Raw genomic sequence first — 22,449 nt, forward strand, 5'->3', positions numbered from 1 at the left:
ACGGGCATCATTTCGCAATTTTTTCGATTTCCACCAGCCGCACCCGGCCCACGTGGCCCTGCCCGGGCAGTCGGACATTACTCCCAATCCACATGTGTGTCCGGGAATAGGGCGCGATACCGAGGGAAGCATCAAAAACTGTCTGGCCTTGGAACTGATACCGGTCATCCGTTCGCAAGGTCACCGGTGGCTTGCCGTAGCATCCCAGCCACCAGGTTCCGTTCGCATACGCGATGGTTTGAATCCCCATTAACGTATAGCCGCTGGCCACCGTATGCCGACGGATAAACCGGAATTTTTCGTCGTATTCGTACAGGTAATTTTCGTTCATGCCGGGCACCAGACCGCCCACGAGCATAAACTTACCATCATGGTATTCCATGCCACCGGCGCCGTGAACCAGTTCCGGCACCGGGTATTCATTCAGTTTCTGGAGCGTAATCCCATCGTACTCGTACACCCAGGATTTGGCGCTGCCCGCCGGTTTGTTAAACGCCCCGAGGTTCACGGCTACATATAGTTTTCCGTTGCGGTAACACAAATCGCCCTGATGGCTGGGAGCCGCTACGCTGGCGAGGATTTTTCCCTGCCTATCGGTTCGCACTACGGCTTTGGTCCAGCTCCAGTAAATGGACGATTTCTGGTCGGTACAAATGCCTTGTAAATGCCCCTCATAGGCGCCTTCACACACTATGGTCTGGTGTACTTTTTTCAGATCAATCAACAGGGCCGGATCGTCCGTATAAATCCGGGCGACGCCCATATCCAGAAACCGAATCAGATCGTCCCGCTCATTCACCGTCCAAACGCCTGGTTCGATGCGGGCGATTTTCAACTGATTGATCTTTTCTTCCGTCAGGCCTTTTCCGTTGATGACCAACGACTCAAAACCGTGTTCTTTGGCAATCCGGATATCTTCCTGGATGTCGCTGTTGGCCGGGCGATCCCAGAAAACCGGGATGTTCGGGGCCAGTTTTTTGACGGTTGCCATGTAGGTAAGATTACCGTCGTTAAACCCCACCATTTTCTCCATCTTCTTTTTGCGGACCAGGGCAATGGCTTCGGCAACGCAGTCGGTTTTGGGTTGAATGGAAACCCGGGTTTTCGATTGCCGGGCAAACACGTTCAGTGCCTCTTCCAGTAACGGAATGCGCTGCGGAGGACATTCCCGGACGGATTTACCGGTTCGCTTCCGAAAGCCGGCAGCAACGTCCACTTTTTTCAACTGCTCGTAGGTTACGTTCGCAACCACCAGATTCTGATCGCCCACCCGCCCGGTTGTGGCATCGTGCAGCACCACCAGCTTGCCGTCTTTGGTTTTATAGACATCCAGTTCCACCCAATCGACACCCAGCGAAAGCGCACTTTGGAAAGCGGGCAAGGTATTTTCCGGAAACTGAGACGAGTTGCCCCGGTGGGCGGTTACACCCGGATGAAGGGATTGCGCCCGGGCCTGAAAAGAAAGAGTAACAAAACAGGAAAGGCAAATAAAAGCGAATGCGGTGCGTAGCATAAAACATGAATAGGGAACTGCCTGAAAAGACGCAAAGCAGGGCTTCTTACTCAGCCAGCCGCAGGGGACCGGTTGGGGTGTAAAAATCGAAAACCGGGCCCGCCATCTGTGTACATATATAAGTCATTGGTCATAAGATGAATAGTTGGCGTTTGTTGGGACATTGAGCGTAGCTTCCGGTTCGGAATTTGTATCTTCGTCCGAACCATTTTTTGCTTTGATTCTCGAATGGCTGGTGAAGCTATCCTGTTCCTGTATGTCGGTGCGGTCGGTGCGATCTTTCTGTTGAACATCTTCCAGTGGTTTTTTTCCCGTGACTGGATCTACGGCGTTTTTACGTTTCAAACCTTCATCTGGTGTCTTTACGCGTTTCTCCAGCGGGTATATCTTTCGGAAACCTCTCTGTCGACCGCCGAATTTCTGGCCATTCACGTGGCCGTTCACGGCCTGGCGCAGATTGCTTACCTGGAACTGGTGGATTGTCTGTTTGATGTAACGAAGCAACAGCCGCGTCTGAAGCGGTGGTTTCGCGGGAGCCAGTTGCTGGCCCTTGGCTATCCGGTGGTGAATATGGGTTTATTGATTCTGATCGGTGAAAGCTGGCCGGCCTCGTCGGCAAACGTGTATCTGGCGACCGTCTACTGGCTGCTGCTGGTCAGCAATTGTGGGATCGGAATCTGGCTGTCGGTCCGACACCGGAGTACCGTGGGCGGGTATTTTCTACTGGGAAGCATTTTGCTGATGCTCCATGAAATCAATTCGCTGGGTAACTATATTGGCCCGTTCTATCCCGCTCCGACCACCGAAGCGGGGATTAGTCTGGCCAAGCAGATTCTGGGGGGTGGGCTTATCCTGGAGTTGATGAGTTTTTCGATCGCCCTGGTGCTGCGGCAACGTCAGCTGGCGGTGGCGCAGGCCGTCGAGCAGACCCGCCTGGAAGCAAAGCTGGTTCAGGAGCGACTGGAGGCTGAACTGGCCGTTCGCTGGCTGGAAAAGGAAAAAACCGATGCGCAGTTACGGGCCATGCAGGCGCAGGTGAATCCGCATTTTCTCTTTAATAGCCTTAATTCGCTGTCGTCGCTGATTGAAGAAGAACCGCAGCGGGCCAGTCAGTTTGTGGATCAGCTGAGTATGGTATACCGGTATTTATTGCGGGCCAACGATCAGCAACTGGCCACCCTCTCAAGTGAGCTCGAGTTTATCCGGTCCTATTTTCATCTGCTCAAAACCCGGCACGGAGACGGATTATCTATCACTATTCGGGTAAACCCGGAGGCTATGCATCAGTTGCTTCCTCCCCTGACGTTGCAGTTACTGGTCGAAAATGCGGTAAAACACAACGTGATTTCGCTCAAAAAACCGCTAACGATTGAAATCCTGGGGGATGAAACCGGGTATCTGACCGTCCGAAATAATTTGCAACGGAAGGTAACGCGCATTCTGTCAAACGGCGTTGGCTTAACCACCATCACGGCCTATTATCAGAAATTCGACCACCCCGCCCCTTTGCTAACGGAAGAAGATGGCTACTTTTCCGTCACCTTACCCCTGATAGCCTCGTCGGCTGATTGGTCGGCAATCGAAGAAAGATAGGGTTCTGTTCGGCAACCTCATCGACCTTACCCGATCGCCCTTTCGCAACGATTCGCCAGCGGGAAAGGTGGCTGGAAATTGACCGGAGGTCTGATCGTTAGCGATACATAACGGTCAGCGTCTGATTATCAGCCTCAATGGACGTGGGCCATCCTTCCGCACTATAGGTGTATTTTTTCGTTTCCTCTTCCTGACGAATGGTATCGGGTAAGTCAGCCGGATCAAAAATGCGTCGGTGGGTATGAACGACATTGTTGGGGCTGAGGTAACGGGGGGCGAACTCCGGCAACTTCAGGGAATAAAAAGGATTGGGTTTATCATCGTATTGATACGTCAGGACCTCCTGCTTAAACCCGTTGGCCGCAAACCGTTCCTGTTGCCGGAGATTGCCCCGGGCATCATACTGAAACGCCAGGGTTTCAAAGAGCGTAAGGGGCCCGGAAAAACCATACCATTGCTCAACCCGCTCGAGTTGCCCTTTCGCGTTGAAATGAAAAAGCGTCTTGCCGACCGTTGCCGGTTGGCTGTTCCGGATTTCCTGGCGGTTGGCCTGGGTAAGAAGGCCATTCTTGTATTCGTAGGTTAAGGTGTAATGACTGGTCGCGGAACTGGATGGGGGCGTTGGGGAGGGGCAAAAACCGCAGATGGTAGCATACCCTTCGTGCTCACTGGCAATGAGTTGGTTCTGGTCGTTGAAGGCATATCGACTACGGGCCAATAAAGGAGGTCGGCCGCTTGCGTCGCTGAGGGCTGATTCATACCGTCGGTTTTCAAGCCAGGTCGCTTCTTTATTCCGTTCAAATTCTTCGTATAAGCGGTTCGCTTTGAATAACTGAATCCGCTCGAAATTAATATTAACGGGTTGAGGGTCCTGCTTCGTGCAGGCCGCCAGGCACACAATGATCAGGCACCAAAGGAACTTCGTAATCTGCATGGGATAGGGTTCTTCTCTACGGGACCCCAAATTCCGGGTTCCGTTGGAATAAAACCACGGTTTTTTAGGGCAGGGATGAGAAGGACCCTCAATTGATAAACATCTCATCGACCAGCACCAGCCCCGGTTTTCCCTTGCCGCCATGCCAGTCCGGGAGGGTACACGGTTTGGCGACGACTTTGATATAGGCCAGCTCCTGCGGTTTGAAGGGGCAGGTTACGTTTTGGAGGGAATGTTCCTCGCCTTTCACGGGCATTTTGGGTTTGACCGTCGCGAGTAATTTCAGGTTGTCGCGGCTGTTACCGCCCCAGACTTCGACGGAACCCGGCGGGAAAATACCGGTTGCTTCCTCGACCATGATCCGCAGGGCAACGGAAGAGGCCGTCACCGGTTTTTTAAACTCCGACATCACCACCATGTCGTTGTTCCGTACGCCCGTCCAGTTGTTGGCCCAGGCCGGGCTGTTGGCGTTGAAGGTGCCCAGTTTCTGGTCGAAGAAGGATTTGGGACCTTCGGCCTGGTGGACCCGGTTGAGCGGCTGTAATAGGTTGATACTGTCGGGTTTATACGCACATTTGAAGAAGTCGAACGTCGCCACGCTGCTGCCGTACCAGCCGTCTTTGTAGGCTCGGGCCTTGATGGTGGTCCGGTCGGTCAGGACGGTTTTGTTGGTGAAAACCGGCGAATGAAGGCTGTCTGGCTCGGTGCCATCGGTGGTGTACCGAATCTGCACGCCTTTGATGGGGTGGTGCAGCAGCAGCGGTAGCGACTGCGTAAAAACCATCGACGGATTTTTTACTTCCGGCGGGTTCAGCGTGAGCGGATTTTTGCCATCGTCCTTAAAACCGGCAAGGAAGGCCATGTTTTGGTTCGCTTTCTGCAACTGCTGAATCTGGGCTACCGTCACGGGCGTTTCCCATAACGAGACGGTCCGCAGGCTTTTAACTTCGCGGATCAGGTTTTGCAGATCGGCAAACGTCACCTTCGTTCCCGACAGCGTCAGGCTTTTGAGGTGTTGCAAGTGGGTCAGGTGAGCCAGTCCTTTGCCGGTGATGTCGGTGAAGTTCAGGTCGAGTTTTTGCAGATTTTCAAATTGGGCGACGGCCTTCAAATCCGCGTCTTTTACCGGTAATTTATTGAGATTCAGTGAGACGACCTGCTTCCGGATCTCGCTCAACTCTTCCAGCTTTTCGGCCGAATACGTGCTGCGGTTGTACAGGTTGACGGCCAGCGCCGGGGATTCTTTCGCCAAAGGAGCAATGGTCCGATAGTCATTGTTCAGTTTCTGTACGGTTTCCTCGTCGGCCGCGGCAAAATCAAACATGTCTTCCCCGCCTTCGGTGGGTTTGAACCGGGCCGACGCCATCCACCGTAACGAATCGGAAGGCGGCAGGTCGATCAGCTTCTTTTTGAAATCCGGCCGGCTTTTCACCCACAACGCCAGTAAAGTAATTTCGTCCGCCGTCAACTGGGTTTTACCTTTCGGCGGCATGTGCTTTTTCTCGTCTTCGGGCAGGTGAATCCGTTCCAGCAGCAGGCTTTGCGCGGGGTGTCCGGCTTTGAATAATTTTCCGGTTTTTCCGCCTTTCAGAATCGCGTCCGCATCCGCCAGACTCAGTTGTCCTTTCAATTTTTCGGGATTGTGGCAACTGATGCACTTTTGCTCAAAAATGGGTTTGATGACGTGATCGAACACCAGCGCCTGATCCAGCGCCACTGGTTCGGCTTCCATCGACCGCTGGATCGGGCCGGAAATGAAGTTGTCGCCGTGGGTTAAAACCGCTCCGTAATGACCCGCGCTAATCAGCACCAGCACGGCCACCAGCGCGCCGGATTTGGCCACTGGTGCCCGGTACCACGCCTGGTCACGGCTCCAGTAAATGAAGGCAGAGAGGTAAAAAAGGCCGACGCCGGTCCATTTGTGCCATTGCAAAACCGTGCCCGAATAGCCTTCTTCTTTCGACAGAAACAGGCCCATGATGACCGTTACGGCGGCCGACAGCACACCCACCAGCAGGAGATTGGCCAAAAAGCCCCGGTAAAACTCGTTCCGGGCATACTGGCTGTTGAACCGGAAAATCTCCATGGCCATCGCCAGCAACAGAATCACAATCGGGAAGTGGAGAATAAGCGGGTGCATCCGCCCGACGGGTTGTAACCAGGTCGGAACGACGACTTTTTCCTCGAAAAGCAACAGAAACAGGATGAAGACGGCCAGAGCAAACAACGCCTGCTCGGCCAGACTTTTGACGCGTTTGGTCATCACAAATTCAGTCCAGCGGGTTTAGGATAGGGGGTATGCTACGCAATCAGGTCACGAACCACTTTGCCGGAAACATCCGTCAGGCGGTAACGACGGCCCAGGTGTTTGAAAATCAGCTTTTCGTGGTTCAGGCCCATCTGGTGCAAAACCGTCGCCTGAAAGTCGTGAACGTGGACCGGATTCTGGGCAATGTTGTAGCCGAGTTCGTCGGTTTCGCCGTAGACGATCCCCGGTTTGATGCCACCGCCGGCCATCCAGATCGTGAAGCAGCGCGGGTGGTGATCGCGGCCGTAGTTGTCGGCGGTCAGCTTGCCCTGGGTGTAGCTGGTCCGGCCAAATTCGCCACCCCAGATCACCAGCGTTTCGTCCAGTAAACCGCGTTGTTTCAGATCGGTCACCAGCGCGGCCGACGCCTGATCGACGTCCTTGGCCTGTTTGGCAATCTCGAACGGCAAATTACCGTGCTGGTCCCAACCCTGGTGGTAAAGCTGCACAAACCGGACGCCATTTTCGGATAATTTGCGGGCCAGCAGGCAGTTGGCGGCATACGTGCCCGGTACGAGACAATCGGGGCCGTACAGTTTGATGATGTCGTCCGACTCTTTCGATAAATCCATCACTTCCGGCACCGCCGTCTGCATCCGGTACGCCATTTCGTACTGCTTCACCTTCGCCGTGATTTCGGGATCGCCGAATTCCTGGTAGGCCATGTCGTTCAGTTCCGCTAGGTTATCGAGCATCGCCCGCCGGGCGTGGCGATCCATGCCTTCGGGGTCGCGCAGGTACAAAACCGGGTCTTCGCCCTTGCTGAACTGCACACCCTGGTGGATGGAATCCAGAAAACCGTTCGACCATAATTTGGAATAAACGCCCTGTCCGTTGCCGATGCCGCGCGACAGCAAAACCGTAAAGTTGGGCAGGTTCTTGTTCTCGTTCCCGAGTCCGTAACTCAGCCATGACCCCATGCTGGGCCGGTTTCCCTGCTGGGAGCCGGTTTGCAGAAAGGTCAGCGCCGGGTCGTGGTTAATGGCTTCGGTATACATCGACTTCACGATGCAGAGGTCGTCCACGATTTTGGCCGTATACGGAAACAGATCGCTCACCCAGGCCCGCGACTGGCCGTACTGCTGGAAATTTACGAACGAGCCCACCAGCGGAAACGACGACTGGTTAGCCGTCATGCCGGTCAGCCGTTGGTTGCCACGCACCGAGGGCGGTATTTCCTGCCCCAGCATCTCGCGCAGTTTCGGCTTGTAATCGAACAGTTCCTGCTGCGACGGAGCGCCATTCTGGAAGAGGTAAATGATCCGTTTCGCTTTCGGGGCAAAGTGCGGAATGCCGGGCGGTAAGCTATCATCCTCGGCGTTGTTACCGCTAAACAGGTCCGGAATCAGGAGAGAACCCAGGGCGGCACTGCCGATGCCCAGACTCAACCGGGATAAAAACCGACGCCGGTTGAAATTATAACCGTGTTCTAAGATTTCTTTTTCCATCTTACATACCTCAGGACCAGGCCGCGTAGGCTTTCATCCGTGCGATTTACTAGTTAAGGATCGTCTTAATCAGGGCAGAATGCCTGCCTGCACGGGCTAAAACCCGTAAGGACGTTAGGTTTTCGTAATGGTTTCTTCCAGATTATAAATGGTGGAAACCACGCGCATTAAAGCCGCCAGCTTCGTTCGGTCGATCGTTTCGGGAACGGGGTATTCTCCCACGGCCAGCGCTTTGTCGGCCACCGGTTTTTTAATTTCCCGGGCTTCTTTTTCGTAGTAGGCCGTCAGCATCTCCACTTCTTTTTCCCGGGGTTTGCGACCCACGATCAGGCGAAATGCCTTGGTGATTTTGTCCCGGGCATCGGTCTTTTCCTGCAACAGTCGGGCGGCCAGCACGCGCGACGCTTCCAAAACCGTCGGGTCGTTCATCATCACCAACGCCTGCAACGGCGTGTTGGTCCGGAGCCGTTTAACTTCGCATAAATCCCGGTTGCTGGCGTCGAAAATCGCCATCGATGGGGGCGGCACCGTCCGTTTGATCAGCGTGTACATGCCCCGGCGGTACAGTTTGGGACCGTGATCCTGCATATAGGTCGAGAGCAGCCCCCGGCCCGATGTGGCCCCTTCCCACAAACCCGCCGGTTGATACGGTTTCACGCTGGGGCCGCCAATGCTCCGGTTGAGCAAACCGCTGCTCGACAAAACGAGGTCTTTGACAAATTCGGCATGAATCCGGTAGCGGGGGCCGCGCGCCAGGTAGATATTATCGGGATCGGCTTTGAGTTTTTCGGGTGAAAGCACCGCCGATTGCCGGTACGTGGCCGAGGTGACCATTTGTTTCACCAGTCGTTTGACGTCCCAGTTGTGGCTCATAAAATCAACGGCCAGCCAGTCGAGCAATTCGGGATTGGTCGGCAAATCCCCCTGCATCCCGAAATCGCCGGACGTTTTGACGATGCCTTTCCCGAAAAACTCCTGCCAGAGCAGGTTGACGTAGACGCGGGCCGTCAGGGGGTTTTTAGGGTCAAACAGCCACTGGGCAAGACCCAGGCGGTTTTTGGGATATTTCGGATTAAAAGGTAAAATGGCTTCGGGCGTGCCAACGGTCACTTCATCCCCCGGCGCGTCGTAGTTGCCCCGTTTCAGAATGTAGGTTTTACGGATCGTATCCGGGTCCATATCGCCCATTACCGAGACGATCAGCCGGTTGGTGTCCGGTTTGTTGACGAACGTCAGAATATTCTTCACATCGTCGTCACTGATTTCCATGAGCGGTTTTTTTGCGTAGGTTTCCGGGCCGCCAATTACCGACTCAATCCCGACCTCCTTGACGTTGTTGAAGAACGCGAACAGCCGGTAATATTCCTTCTGCGAGAACGGGTCGTACTTATGGTCGTGGCAGTGCGCGCATTCCATCGTGACGCCGAGTAGCCCCTTGCCGAACAAATCCGTCCGGTCGGTGACGTACATGATCCGGTATTCTTCCGGAATCACCCCGCCTTCTTCCGTGATTTTGTGGTTGCGGTTAAAACCCGTCGCCAGCAGTTGCTCTTTCGTTGAACCGGGCAGTAAATCGCCCGCCAGCTGCCAGGTGACAAAATCGTTGTAGTGCATGTTTTTATTGAACGCGTGGATCACCCAGTCGCGCCAGGGCCACTGCGTCCGGTAGCCGTCGTCCTGGTAGCCGTGCGAATCGGCGTACCGGGCCAGGTCGAGCCAGTGCAGGGCCATTTTTTCGCCGTACGCCGGGTTTTTCAGCAGTTGATCGACGGCTTTTTCGTAAGCGTTCGGGCTGTTGTCGGCCAGAAACCGGTCCATCATTTCCAGCGTCGGCGGTAGGCCGGTCAGGTCCAGGCTCACCCGCTTCAGCAGCCGTTCTTTGTCGGCTTCCTCGTTGGGCGACAGCCCTCGCTGTTCCTGTTGGTGCAGAATGAAATAATCGATCTCGTTTTTGGGCCAGTCCGTTTTATCAACCTCCGGCAGGGCCGGTTTTTTCGGCGGCACAAACGCCCAGTGTTTTTCGTATTTCGCGCCCTGTTTGATCCACTTCTCGATCAGCCTGATTTCACGCTGCGTGAGTTTGAGATTCGAGGAGGGTGGGGGCATCAGCAGGGAGGTGTCCTGGGTGGTGATGCGCAGAAAAGCCTGCGATAATTCCGGTTTTCCGGCCACCAGCGCGTGGGCCGTCGGGTTTTCTTCCAGGGCTTTGAAGGCGCTTTCGGCTACGTCGAGCCGTAAACCGGCTTCACGTTTGTTGGCGTCCGGGCCGTGACAGGCCAGGCATTTATCGGAAAGAATGGGCCGGATATCAAAGTTGTAACTGACCACATCCGGTAGTTTTGCTTCATCGGCCCCGCTGGTCGAATCCGTGTTGCAGGCCTGGAAGGCATAGAAAATGCCAGCAAGAACGCCCATCAAATAATAGGATCGGTTCAGCATATTTAGTTAGAAATAATTCAGGTTTAGGAAATCGGTAAGGAATAGTGCGCCGGCAATTGCCGCAAAACAGCAGGTAAGTGAATTAAAACAGACGGTCAGGAATCATATGAAATGGCCGGATAGTGATGTTATTTCATAAAATTAGCCAAATTTTCTTTAGTTACCAACTGAAACGGAATCAGGATTTGTTTCTCATAGGGTTGGCCGTTGGCAATTTTGATGGCGGTTTCGATGGCTTGGGCACCCTGCTGCTCGGCATTCTGGAAAACCGTGGCGTCGAGTGTTCCCTTCTGAACAGCCTGCAACGCGTCGGGAATGGCGTCGATGCTGACCACCAAAACCTTATCCTTCAGACCGGCATCGGTCAGGGCCTTCACGGCACCCAGGCCCATCTCGTCGTTCTGGGCAAAAACCGCGTTGATGGTGTTGCCGTACGACTGAATCCAGTTTTCCATCAGCGACATGGCTTTGGCGCGATCCCATTCGGCGGTCTGATGGGCCATCAGTTTCAGGCCCGGATACTGCTTCAGGACTTCGCGGGCGCCCTGCTCGCGTTTGATCTGGGCGGCCTGTCCCATGTATCCGTGCATCATCAGGATATTGCCTTTGCCACCCAGTTTTTCGGCAATGAATTTCATGGCAATCCGCGCCGATTCCACGTCGTCGGAACCGATGAAGGCCGTTGGTTTGGCCGTGGTTTCGGAGTTGACGTTGATGATTGGAATGTTGGCGGCCAGGGCCTTCGTGACGGCGGGCGAGCTGGCTTCGACTTCGCAGGGATTCATGATGATGGCATCAACGCCCTGCGCAATGAAGCTCTCGATCTGCTCGATCTGTTTCAGGGCCGACCGCTCGGCATCGACCGTAATCAGTTCGACGCCCGACTCCTTTGCTTTTTTCTCGATTTCGTCGTTGACGTTGACGATGAATTCGTTCTGCATGCTGAGCATGGAGACGCCCACGGTCAGTTTTTTTTCACCATTTTCCCCCGATGAGGACTGGTTACAACTGATTAAAACACTGGTAACAAGAAAAGGGAGGGAATAAAAAATACTGCGTTTCATACCTGATTATTGGGGTCGGTTATCCGTTCTTTTGTTGATTCATACTATCCAAAACCACCGCGCCGATGATGATAATCCCCATCACGACCTGCTGGTAATACGAGGTGACATTCATCAAATCCAGGCCGTTGCTGATGACACCGATGAGCAGCGCCCCGATCAGGGTGCCGGTCATCGTGCCGGTACCGCCGGACGTGCTGGTGCCTCCGATAATGGCGGCCGCAATGGCGTCGAGTTCGAACCCGGCGCCCGCGTTGGGCTGGCCCGTGGTGATGCGGGAGGTGAGCAAAATGCCGGCCAAAGCCGCCAGTCCTCCGCAGAGCGTGTACACCACCATTTTGACTTTGTTCAACTGAATGCCGGAGGCTTTGGCGGCCTGTTCGTTTCCGCCCACGGCGTACATATAGCGGCCCAATACGGTTTTGCGGAGCAGTACCGAGCAGATGACGAAGAAAACAAGCAGGATGATAATGGGCGTCGGAATGCCCAGAACCTGACCACCGCCAATGAAGTTGAAGGAGTCCGAAAGGTTCGAAATCGGACGGCCTTTGCTCAGAATCAGCGCCAGGCCGCGGCCAATGGTCATCGTGCCCAGCGTAACGATGAACGGCGGCACGTTACTTTTGGTGATCACCAGACCGTTGAAAGCTCCCAATAGTAAGCCTGCCGCGAGTCCCGCCAGCACCGGCACAATAACCGGGTAGGTGTCCGGGTGCGCAAACATGGCTGCTACCACGCCCGTTACGGCCACCGTGGAGCCGATGGACAGATCGATGCCGCCCGTGATGATGACAAACGTAACGCCAAACGCCAGCAGGGCATTAATGGAAACCTGGGTCACGATGATCATCAGGTTGGAAACCGTCAGAAACCGGGGGGTCAGCAGGGAAAGAACGACGCAAATGGCGAAGAAGGCAATTAAAAGACCGTATTGCCCCAAGCCACGCAGGCGGGTTCGGGACGGTTGAGCGGGGGTGGTAGGTTCGGGTGTAAAAACGGTTTTCATTCGGGTCAATCAAACGTAATTAGTGATGCACCGCGTAGTGCATAATCGTTTCCTGCGTGGCCTCTTCCTTGCTCAGCAGGGCGGTTTGCCGGCCCTGCGACAGCACCAGAATCCGGTCGCTGAGGCCCAGGATCTCGGGCAGTTCGGACGAAATCATAATGACGGCGATCCCGTCGGCTACCAACTGGTTAATTAATTTATAAATTTCGGATTTCGCTCCAATGTCAATGCCGCGCGTCGGTTCGTCGAGAATCACCAGGTCCGGCGATGATAGCAAAACTTTCGCGATGACGACTTTCTGCTGGTTGCCACCACTTAAAAACTGGACTTTCTGGTCAGGTCCGGCGGTTTTGATGTGCAGGTCGGTAATCATCCGGGCGGCCGTTGCCGCTTCGCTTTTGTCCTGTATGAATGGCCCTTTGGTATGATCCGACAGACTGCCCAGCGTGATGTTGTGCTTCACCGACAGGGCGGGAATAAACCCCAGGCCTTTACGGTCTTCGCTAACATAACCAATTCCGTGCTGAATGGCATCCTGTGGCGACTTGATCCGCAGCGGTTTTCCTTTTAAATAAATCTCGCCCTCATCGAACGGGTCCAGCCCGAAGATGGCGCGGGCAATTTCGGTGCGCCCGGCCCCCATCAAACCCGCCAGCCCCAGCACCTCACCAGCGTGGACCTCAAAACTGATATCGGCAAACTTGCCGTTTCGGCGCAGGTTGCGGACCGACAGGATTTCTTCGCCTTTTTGCGCGACGGTTTCGGGGAATAAACTATCAATTTCGCGGCCCACCATCATTCGGATGAGCGCAGTATTGTCCAGCTCGGCGGCTGGTTGGGTGGCGATGTACTTGCCATCCCGCAAAACCGTAATGGTATCGGAGATGGTAAATATTTCGTCCATTTTGTGGGAAATATAAATGATGGCGACGCCCTTTTGTTTCAGATCGCGGATAAGGCCGAACAGCGTGGCAACCTCCTTGTCGGAGAGGGCGGAGGTCGGTTCGTCCATGATGATTACCTTGGCGTTGTTCGAAATGGCTTTGGCGATCTCCACCATCTGCATTTCGGCCACACTCAGGTATTTCATGGGGGTCGTGGGCGAAATCAGGACGCCCATTTGGGTCAGCAGCGCACCGGCTTCCTCATTCAGTTTCTTTTCGTCGATCCAGCTAAACAACCCACCCCGGTTTTCGCGACCGAGAAAGATGTTTTGGGCCACCGTCAGCTCCGGCACCACCAGCAATTCCTGATGAATCATGGAGATGCCTCTTTTCAACACCTCGCCGACGGCCTGGCTCTTTAACGCCTGGCCTTCAAAGAAAATCTCGCCCACATCCGGCTGGTACAGGCCGACCAGAATTTTCATGAAGGTCGATTTCCCCGCGCCGTTTTCGCCCATCAGTGCATGAACCTCGCCTTTCCGCAGGTCCAGCTGTACCCCGTCCAGCGCTTTCACGCCCGAAAAGGTTTTGGTCAGCCCGCGAACGGTAAGAATGAAATCCTGATTCATGATCGGTTAAAAAACGAATTTCGGGATAAACAACAGCCCACGGTTAAAACCGTGGGCTGTCCATTGGGATGATGGGATGCTATTTCTCGGTCCACTCGACGCCGGTATCCTGCCAGCTTTTTGATTTGGCAGAGTTGATAACGGCTTCGCAGACTTTCTGGGTTTCCAGGGCATCTTTGAACGTGGGGTTGCAAGGCTCACCGGTTTCCAGGCTTTTCAGGAAATCAGCCACCTGGTGCACAAAACCGTGCTCGTAGCCAATACCCAGACCCGGTACCCACCACTTGTCCATGTACGGCTGATCACCGTCCGTGACGTGGATTGAGCGCCAGCCGCGTACGACCGACTCGTCCCGGTGGTCGAAGTACTCCAGGCGGTTCAGGTCGTGCAGATCCCAGCGAATCGAAGCGTTTTCACCGTTGATCTCCAGCGTGTACAACGCTTTGTGACCCCGGGCGTAGCGGGTCGATTCGAACAGACCCAGTGAACCATTTTCGAAGTGGCAATGGAAAATACAGGCGTCGTCGATGCCCACTGGTTGCACTTTACCCGTAATGGCGTGCATCCGTTCTTTCACAAACGTTTCGGTTACGGCCGATACATCCGTGATCCCGCCGTTGATCCACATGGCCGTATCGATACAGTGAGCCAGCAAGTCGCCCGTTACGCCTGAACCGGCCGCTTCTACGTCCATCCGCCAGGTACCCGTACCACCCTGCGGAACGTCGGCGTTGATGGTCCAGTCCTGCAAAAAGTTGGCGCGGTAGTGGAAAATGCGGCCCAGTTTGCCGGAAGCCACGATTTGCTTCGCCAGCGTCACGGCGGGCAGACGGCGGTAGTTGTACCAAACCGTATTTGCCACCCCTGCTTTTTCAACGGCTTCGACCATTTTCTCGCCTTCGGCCAGATTGCGGGAGAGCGGTTTTTCGCAGAGAATCATTTTGCCGGCGGCAGCCGCGGCCATGGCGATTTCGGCGTGGGTATCGTTCGGGGTACAGATGTCAACGGCATCGATGTCGTCGCGGGCGATCAGGGCTTTCCAGTCGGTTTCAATGGATTCGTAGCCCCATTGGTCGGCAAATGCCTGCACTTTCTCGGCGTTGCGCGAACAAACCGCCTTCAATACCGGCGTATATTCCAGTTCAGGGAAAAAATTAGGTACGCGCTTATATCCATTGGAGTGGGTACGGCCCATAAAACCGGTTCCGATCAGTCCAATTCGTATTTCTTTTTTAGCTGCCATTAGTTCAGTTTATGGTTTAAGGTTCATAGTTTAAGGTTTACGGTAGTCGGTTTATGGTTTACAGTTTACGGTTTTCGGTAGCTGAAGCAGGCAACTCTCTGAATGCGTCAGCTACCGAAAACCGTAAACTGTAAACCATAAACTATAAACCATAAACTACTCTGTCCAACCGTGTTGGTTACGGACTTTGATCATCGCGGCCAGGATGTCGTTCCAGGTCTGTTGTTTATACATGACCTCGTTCGGGAACATACAGCCATCCCAGCAGATGTGTTTGAACGCTTTGGTGAGGTTGCCGTTTTCGTCGCGCAGCCAGAAACCAGCGTCTTTTGTGATATCGAGTTTACCATTCGGATCGGTGGCCAGACAGTGACGACCGGTTTTGTCGTGCGAGCCGGTTCCGTGTACGGTTCCGTCGTTCTGCGCTACGTGGAAGTCGATGGTCCAGGGACGCAGGGCGCTGGTCAGCTTTTTCAGCCCTTCTTCCAGGGTAGCCCGGTCGCTCCACTCGAAATCTTCGGGCAGAATCCGGTCTTCGGGGCTGTTGTAGCCCAGCAAATACAGGAAGGTGTGCGACATATCGGCCTGGAAGCCCATGTTTGGCCGATCTACCGCTTCCAGCGTGTCGATCATCGCCCGCCAGCTGTGCATACCGCCCCAGCAGATTTCGCCTTCAGCCGCCAGCTTCTCGCCGTATTCGGCGGCTACGTCGCAGGCTTCCCGGAAGGTATCGGCGATAATCTTAGTGTTACCCACGGGATCTTTCGCCCAGGTTTCCGGCGAACTGGCCGAGTCGATCCGGATCACGCCGTACGGACGGATACCGATTTCGCGCAGGTACTGGCCGTACTGACAGGATTTGCGAACCATGTCGACAAACACGGCGCGGTCTTCCTTGCTGCCCAGCACCGGTCCACCCCAGATTGGGGCCACCAGCGAACCAATGACGAGGTTATGAGCCGCGACTTTATCAGCCAGTTTTTTGGCTCCTTCCCTGGGGTCATTGATGTCGATGCTGGGATCGAATAAACCAACGTCGACACCATCGAACTTAACGCCGTCGACTTCCGCAGCCGCCGTCAGTTCGAGCATCGTATCAATCGGAATCAGGGGTTCAGAATCAGGTCCTTTTCCCACGACGCCCGGCCAGGTGGCGTTGTGGAGCTTGGGGAAATTATTCGTGCTCATGTTGGAATTTTGGTTTAAGGTTTTAGAAGTGGTGGCGGTATACGGTTTCCAGTTTTCGGTGGGCTGGCGCGTTCCTATCCGGCGTTAGCCAGCGTGCGTCAGTCCCGGCGGAGAACCGCACCGTAAACCGAAAACCGTATACCGGAAACTATAAAACTAAGTCAGGGTTGGCAGGACCGAAGTGTTTCAGAATCACGATCGGGTCCGTTGTCGACGGGTTAACGATGGTAACGCCTTCCACGGCCGCTTTTTCGCTAACGAAAAACTCGTCGTTGGTCAGTTGGCCGTAGCGAATCAGGGCCGGGGTTTCGATGTCCCAAACGCCCAGTTTACCGTGTCCCTGCATCACGATCAGCCCGTACGCTGCACTGTCTTTGATGGTCACGGTCTGGCCCGGGAACACCGTCAGTTCCTTGGCACTGAACGCATCGGACTTGTAGCAAACCCAGACTTCACGGTATCCTTCGGCAGCCATCTCGGCTTCGTCTTTCACCGGTTTCGGCGCCATGAAGCGGTTTTTCATCATTTCCGGATCCACGTTCAGATCCCAGTCGATGGCTTCCATCAGCTGGTCGTAATCGCCAATGCGGTCTTTTGGCGTGCCGTTCCAGAGCAGTTCTTCCGGAATGATGGCTTCGTTCACCAGCGACTGGTACATGGCAAATACATCCGATGCTTTCTGGGGCTCGTAGGTACACAAGCTACCCGGTGCGTGCAGCAGACCCGGCGGCACATCCCAACCCGTTCCCGGTTCGAGACGGTAGGCCATCGAGTAATTGGTGATTTTGTTATCGCCTTTGGTGAAGTTTTGCAGACATTCCTTGATGGTTTCCTTACTGGTACCGGGCGCGATGCCGATGAAGGTATACGGGAAATCACCGCCGTGGTTGTTCAGTTGCGGGGGGAAGTAATAGGCTTCCGGTTTGCCCAGCTGACCGATCAAAGCCGCCTGCTCGTCATTGTGGTGCAGGTGGTGAGGCAGCGGACCCATGTTGTCGAAAAATTTGGAGTACATCGGCCAGCTCTGGTATTCGTTCCACAGCCGATCACCGATCAAGGCCCCTTTCAGTTCGTCAACGGCATCTTTCAACAGCACCCTTGCTTCCTGATCGCCATCCTGAAAAACAATCTGGCTCAGCCCTTCGTTTTCGCCGGTCAGCGGACCGTTTTTGGCGGGGGTGGTGGAGGCTAACCAGCGCTCGTCAATACCACCGCGCTCGCCACCCAGTACATAATAATCGTCGGGGTGTAATTTAATCCGGCGTCCGGGAACGCAAAAGGAGCGCGGAACCCAGGTTGGCGCCAGCCGTACGATTCCTTTTCCTTGTTCTAATGCTTTTTCAGCTACACTTACTTTCTCGGTTGTTTCCATGAAGGGGTCACTTTAAATCGACTTACACTTATTTTCTTAAAAAGGAACGAAGGGTCTCTTCCTTACTCAAAATTTCGATGTCGACGTCATAACGTCGACTTTCGCCCGGTGCCAGGAAGAGCAGGGTATTCTGCTCGCGGGCGGCTGCCTGCCCAATGGGTGGGTGGGTGCCCGGTTCGAGGCCGGTTACGTATTCGCCCTGGCCCCAGTGTTGCCAGTTCGTCAGCCACGGTAACTGGTCTTTCCGAAACCGCAAGGCCAGGGCAAAACCGAGGTTGGCATTGTGCAATCCGGCGGTACAGATACCATGATCATCGGCCTGGGGGTCGATGATGGCCACTTCTTCGCCAAAACCGTTGTGATCGTCCAGCGGAGCCGGACACTTTCGGAAGTCATTGCCTTCCACAAAGATGGTGGCCTGATCCGGGTTCCGGGGTTGCCAGTCGCCCTGCCAGATAAGGTCGGTTCCTTCGTCGACCAGCGGCCAGCCGAAGTTGAAGTGGTACAGCAGCATGTGCGGGGCGGTGGTGTTGGCCCGGTTGGTTACTTCATCCTGAATCCGGATGATGGCCTGGCCGAGCGTACCCGAAATCGTGCGCTTCAACTCCAGGCTGGGGCCAAAAACGCGCGTCTGGCGAATGCGGCCCGTGATGCTGAAGTCGAGTCGGCCCACGGCCGGATCGGGCTGGATGATGGATTCGATTTCGGCCGGGATGTTGCTGATTTCGCCGTGCAGACCGCGTTGCCCGTATTCGTCGGATTCGGGTCCACCCACGTGCGTCAGTCCGCAGGTCGTGAGCATCCCGCCGTTGAACGTCCGGAGCCAGTCGATACCCTGATCGGAAAATGGCTGCGGGGGCGTAATGCCGGAATGGCTCAGCCAGGCAAGCCCGTGCTGGTTGTAAAACGCATCGGCGATGTCCATCGCCCGGTCGATGACCACTTTGTACCGCAGACCAGTACCGGTATTGATCCAGGCGATGCGGGTACCGCGCCCGGAACCGTTATCGAGTACTGCGGTTTCAATGCCACCCCATTGTGCCGGGTGGGAAAGTTTATTATGCCAGGTTGAGGGTGTCAAATCTGTTTTTCGTTTACGATTTACGGATTACGGTTTACGATAAGCGAATGCACTTTATGAATGGCGTGCGTCAGCTCACCGTAAACCGTAAACTGAAAACCGACTACTGTAAACTCTACAACTGCTTGATCATCAGATTGCGGTATTGCACTTTCATCGGCGGACCAACGTGCACCTGAACACCGAGCAACCCTTTAGCGGCTCCGTTGACGGTGTCTTCATCGGTGACCTCGCTCATCAGCACGCCGTTGATGTAGTGCTGTAGCTTGTTGCCTTTGATAATCAGGTGGAACGAATTCCAGTCACCGCTCTTGATCAACGTCTTCAGGGAGTCTGAACTACCCAGCGAACCGGTCACGTTCAGGCCATTCCAGGCATTCCGGCTGACGTTGGAGCGAATGCCTTCCGGTGTTGCGGGACCGGTATACGGTTTAATGGTGGTTTTCTGGCCGCGGTACGCCAGCGTTGTGCGTTTGCGTTCTTCGTAATTCTGGCCGGTGTAGTTGTTTTTGCCGTCGATGTCGGCCTGGTAGCCACGCAGGGCGAAGGGAATGTCGGTGAGCTGTTCGCTGCGGTAGTTGATGCCGGAGTTGCCGGTTTCGGTGATATTGAACTCGCCTTTCAATTCGAAGTCGGCGGGTTGTCCACCTTTCCAGATGATGAAGTTATTCGTTTTCAGGAGCGTCGTTGGGGTGATCTCACCGATCAATACGCCGTTTTCAGCCCGCCAATACGTCGGGTCGGCATCCCAGCCGTCCAGATTTTTGCCGTTGAAGATTGAGACAAACCCTTTATCTTTTTTACTCTTTTTCCCCTGGGCCAGGGTGGTCGTTGCGACACCACTAATGAGCAGGGCGGCCAGTGTCAGCCCGACCGGAAGGAGTTTCAATCTTATTTTTGTCAACATTGTACTTTCGTTTTTTAGCACGTGAACGTTTACGAAAACGAAGAACCGTAATTCCCGGTTGAAACGGGTCATTACGGTTCTTCTCGTTATTTATTTGCCTTTGGCGGCTCCGCCACTCGTTTTATACACTTCGTTATTGGGGTTTCCACCGGCTTTCAGGTACGCCATCAGGTCTTTCAGTTCCTCGGGGTTCAGGGCGTTGATCAAACCCGGCAACATGATCGATTCGCTGGAAAACTTGGTTGACGTTACATCTTTTTTCAGAATCTTGCGGGTTTGATCCGGCGCAAACGGGTTCTGCGAAATGGTGTAACTCGTCTTGTCTTCCGAAAGCTGACGGCCGACCACCGACTGACCATTTTTCAGGATATAAATCGTCGACGCATACTGGTCCGAAACCGCTTTGTTGGGATCGATGATGGCCTCCAGCATGTCTTTGTTCGAGAACCGGGTGCCGAGTTGGGTCAGATCCGGGCCAATGTCACCACCTTCGCCCTGGATCGAATGGCAACGGCTGCAAAGAATGGCACCGTAAATTTTCTTGCCCTGTTCGAAATTCCGGCCCGACAGATCGGTGCCCACGGCGGCCACGGCATCATCCAGTTGCCAGCGCCGACCCGGTCCCTTGGGGGCATACCCCATCGCCAGGTCGTTGCCCGACGTTGTCAGCAGATCCGCTCCTGACATTTTGTTGTATTTTTCAAACTGATCTTTGGGAACGTGAGCCAGGGCCAGTTTGCGGGCACGGTCGATAAAGCCGACGTAACTGCGTCCTCCCTGAAACTTGAATGCGTTGCCAAACCAGGTGAAATACTTATTCCGCAGTTCGGGTGTCCAGCCGGTTTCCTGACGGCTCAGCATGACGGCATAATACGTCTGTTGCAAGGGCGGTACTTTTTCCAGCATCTTAGCGATGTCCAAACCATACTGCGGGTTCCGCAGAATCAGGTCGGAAGAGGCCGTTGCGGGTGTTAAATCCAGCGCATCCATTCCCGGTTCCTCTTTCTTCTCCATCAGCGCCAGCGTTTTGTTAATGACACCCGGCGCTTCCAGGTAGATCAGCACTTTGCTCAGGCCCCGGTTCAGTAAAGCGGTTTTGGCCGGATAATGGGGGTTGAGGTACGCGATAACCTTTGATTTGTCAGCGGCTTCGGGCGCACCCATCCGCAGGAAAATCAACTCAAAAGCACGGAGCACATCAAACTGCTGCGATTCGGAAAGCTGGGGGTAATTGATTTTCAGCAGGGTATTGATGGCGCTGCTTTTCACATCAGCCTTTCCTTGCCGGGCCAGTGCTACAATGGCCTGCGTGGCCCGTTGCGGGTTGGTTTCGGCCAGTGCTTTGGCCTGCCATTGGTCTACGGGCTGGTTTTCAACGGCAATCCGGGCTGCATAGCGAACAAAGCGGTCGGGGTGGTTCAGATGCGGCCAGGCGGCATTTACTGCGGCCGGATCTACCTTGCCGTGGTATTGCTCCAGGCTCGTCCGGAGTTTATGTTCGGGCGTGGTGTTGGCCGCCAGGGGCGTAGTCGAAGTCGATTCCGAACCGTTGTAATACACCCGGTACAGATCGGATTCCAGCCGACGGCCACCCGTCAGGAAGTACATGGCACCATCGGGGCCAATGGTTCCGTCGGTCAGCGGAAGCGGTGAGCCAGAGATAAATTCCTCCCGTTCGCCGGCATACGTGGCACCTTTGGGCTTCAGGTGAATGGAGTAAATGATCCCAAAGCTCCAGTCGAAGGCATACAGGGACTGGCGGTATTTTTGCGGGAATTTGGCATTCGATCCGTAGAACACGTTAGTGGGTGAACCCTGTCCGATATTGACCAGGGCGGGCAGGTTGTCGGGATTGCCCGGCAGCCACTTGCTGTTACCGGTTCGCCAGCCAAATTCGGCTCCGCTCGGGACGTGGCAAATGCGGGTTGGGCGATACCAGGGTGTACCAAAATCCCACTCCATGTCCGAATCGTAGGTGAACATATCCCCATTTTCGTTAAAAGCCACGTCGAACTCATTCCGGAAACCGGCTCCGATCAGTTCCCAGCGCTTGCCTTCGGGGTCCACATTGGCAATCCAGCCGCCGGGAGCCATACGGTCGTTGGCGTGTCCACGCGGGTCTTTAATCAACGGGAAAAGGTTGTCTTCCTTCCAGTTAGACGGTAAGCGGTACATATCCATGGGCGGAACATCCGTGTGGTTCCCAGCCACGACATAAAGCGATTTTTTGTCGGGCGACAACACCACGCTATGCGGGCCGTGTTCGCCTTCTCCTTTCAATTCGCGCAACAGCGTCACCTTATCGAACTGATCATCGCCGTCCGTATCCTGTAAGCGGTACAGCCCACTCGGTTTTGGAAACCGTTGGCTGGGCCGGTTGTTTACCATCACGTACAGGCTGTTGAAGGCGTAGAGTAACCCCTGCGCGTAGCCCATACCCACTGTGTCGGATTTGATGGTCAGTTTTTCAACTTTGGGTTTGCCCCCGGAACCGATGGGGGGTAACACTAAGCGGTAGAGCGAGCCATACTGGTCCGAGGTAATCATGCGGCCTTTGTCGTCGAATGCCATCGAAACCCAGGAACCTAACTTTTCTTCGGAAGGGCTGTAGAGATGCTCCGCCTTGAAACCGGGCAGGAGCTTCAGCTTGTCGATTTTTGAATTGTCGGCGAGGTTCTTATCCGTTCCCGAAACCTGCATGGTAACCCAGGATGCCCCGAGTAGTGCCAGTGCGGAAACCGATAAAAGCAACTTGACCGATCGGTACGTTGAAAACATAAGTTAATCGGGTTTATACAGTAAAAAATGCGGTTTGGCCCGAAAGCCGGGAAAAGTCGTTA

15 protein-coding genes are annotated in these 22,449 nt (G+C 54.6%); 1 reads left to right on the forward strand and 14 read right to left on the reverse strand.

Annotated elements, in window-relative coordinates:
* Positions 1-7: 7 nt before the first annotated feature.
* The gene (locus ACFPMF_RS17290; RefSeq protein WP_379847551.1) at positions 8-1,513 is read right to left on the reverse strand and encodes a glycerophosphodiester phosphodiesterase family protein; all 1,506 of its coding nucleotides are present in this window, start codon (positions 1,511-1,513) and stop codon (positions 8-10) included.
* Positions 1,514-1,741: 228 nt separating this feature from the next.
* On the opposite strand from ACFPMF_RS17290, the gene ACFPMF_RS17295 reads away from it, so the two are divergent.
* Entirely contained in the window at positions 1,742-3,106 is a 1,365-nt protein-coding gene (locus ACFPMF_RS17295; protein WP_379847552.1) for a sensor histidine kinase, read from the forward strand.
* A gap of 97 nt (positions 3,107-3,203) precedes the next feature.
* Here the strand turns inward: ACFPMF_RS17295 and ACFPMF_RS17300 are convergent, their stop codons facing one another.
* The 13 genes from ACFPMF_RS17300 to ACFPMF_RS17360 all read right to left on the reverse strand — a co-directional run bounded on the left by ACFPMF_RS17300 (position 3,204) and on the right by ACFPMF_RS17360 (position 22,387).
* Complete coding sequence (locus ACFPMF_RS17300) at positions 3,204-4,040, reverse strand: hypothetical protein (protein ID WP_379847553.1); 837 nt, start codon at positions 4,038-4,040, stop codon at positions 3,204-3,206.
* Between the two features lie 88 nt (positions 4,041-4,128).
* Positions 4,129-6,303, reverse strand: a complete 2,175-nt coding sequence (locus ACFPMF_RS17305) for a c-type cytochrome domain-containing protein (RefSeq protein WP_379847959.1) — start codon at positions 6,301-6,303, stop codon at positions 4,129-4,131.
* Between the two features lie 38 nt (positions 6,304-6,341).
* Complete coding sequence (locus ACFPMF_RS17310; RefSeq protein WP_379847554.1) at positions 6,342-7,796, reverse strand: DUF1501 domain-containing protein; 1,455 nt, start codon at positions 7,794-7,796, stop codon at positions 6,342-6,344.
* A 114-nt stretch (positions 7,797-7,910) separates the two neighbouring features.
* Positions 7,911-10,235 (reverse strand): PSD1 and planctomycete cytochrome C domain-containing protein, encoded by a 2,325-nt coding sequence (locus ACFPMF_RS17315; RefSeq protein ID WP_379847555.1) that lies wholly within the window; start codon positions 10,233-10,235, stop codon positions 7,911-7,913.
* A gap of 128 nt (positions 10,236-10,363) precedes the next feature.
* Positions 10,364-11,299 (reverse strand): sugar ABC transporter substrate-binding protein, encoded by a 936-nt coding sequence (locus ACFPMF_RS17320; RefSeq protein ID WP_379847556.1) that lies wholly within the window; start codon positions 11,297-11,299, stop codon positions 10,364-10,366.
* 19 nt (positions 11,300-11,318) lie between these two features.
* Positions 11,319-12,305 carry an ABC transporter permease gene (locus ACFPMF_RS17325; RefSeq protein WP_379847557.1) on the reverse strand — a complete coding sequence of 329 codons (987 nt, stop codon included), beginning with the start codon at positions 12,303-12,305 and terminating at the stop codon, positions 11,319-11,321.
* A gap of 19 nt (positions 12,306-12,324) precedes the next feature.
* Positions 12,325-13,818, reverse strand: coding sequence for a sugar ABC transporter ATP-binding protein (locus ACFPMF_RS17330; RefSeq protein WP_379847558.1), 1,494 nt, complete (start codon positions 13,816-13,818; stop codon positions 12,325-12,327).
* A gap of 79 nt (positions 13,819-13,897) precedes the next feature.
* A complete protein-coding gene (locus ACFPMF_RS17335; protein ID WP_379847559.1) occupies positions 13,898-15,061 on the reverse strand; it encodes a Gfo/Idh/MocA family protein in 1,164 nt (387 codons plus the stop codon).
* A gap of 156 nt (positions 15,062-15,217) precedes the next feature.
* The gene (locus tag ACFPMF_RS17340; protein WP_379847560.1) at positions 15,218-16,249 is read right to left on the reverse strand and encodes a sugar phosphate isomerase/epimerase family protein; all 1,032 of its coding nucleotides are present in this window, start codon (positions 16,247-16,249) and stop codon (positions 15,218-15,220) included.
* A gap of 148 nt (positions 16,250-16,397) precedes the next feature.
* Positions 16,398-17,621: a hypothetical protein gene (locus ACFPMF_RS17345; RefSeq protein ID WP_379847561.1), complete on the reverse strand. Its 1,224-nt coding sequence runs from the start codon at positions 17,619-17,621 to the stop codon at positions 16,398-16,400.
* A gap of 28 nt (positions 17,622-17,649) precedes the next feature.
* Positions 17,650-18,702 (reverse strand): aldose 1-epimerase family protein, encoded by a 1,053-nt coding sequence (locus ACFPMF_RS17350; protein ID WP_379847562.1) that lies wholly within the window; start codon positions 18,700-18,702, stop codon positions 17,650-17,652.
* A gap of 115 nt (positions 18,703-18,817) precedes the next feature.
* Positions 18,818-19,609, reverse strand: a complete 792-nt coding sequence (locus ACFPMF_RS17355) for a 3-keto-disaccharide hydrolase (protein WP_379847563.1) — start codon at positions 19,607-19,609, stop codon at positions 18,818-18,820.
* A 90-nt stretch (positions 19,610-19,699) separates the two neighbouring features.
* Positions 19,700-22,387: a c-type cytochrome gene (locus ACFPMF_RS17360; protein WP_379847564.1), complete on the reverse strand. Its 2,688-nt coding sequence runs from the start codon at positions 22,385-22,387 to the stop codon at positions 19,700-19,702.
* Between the last annotated feature and the right edge of the window lie 62 nt (positions 22,388-22,449).

It is taken from the genome of Larkinella bovis (assembly GCF_042655385.1).
GTDB classification, from domain to species: Bacteria; Bacteroidota; Bacteroidia; order Cytophagales; family Spirosomataceae; genus Larkinella; species Larkinella bovis.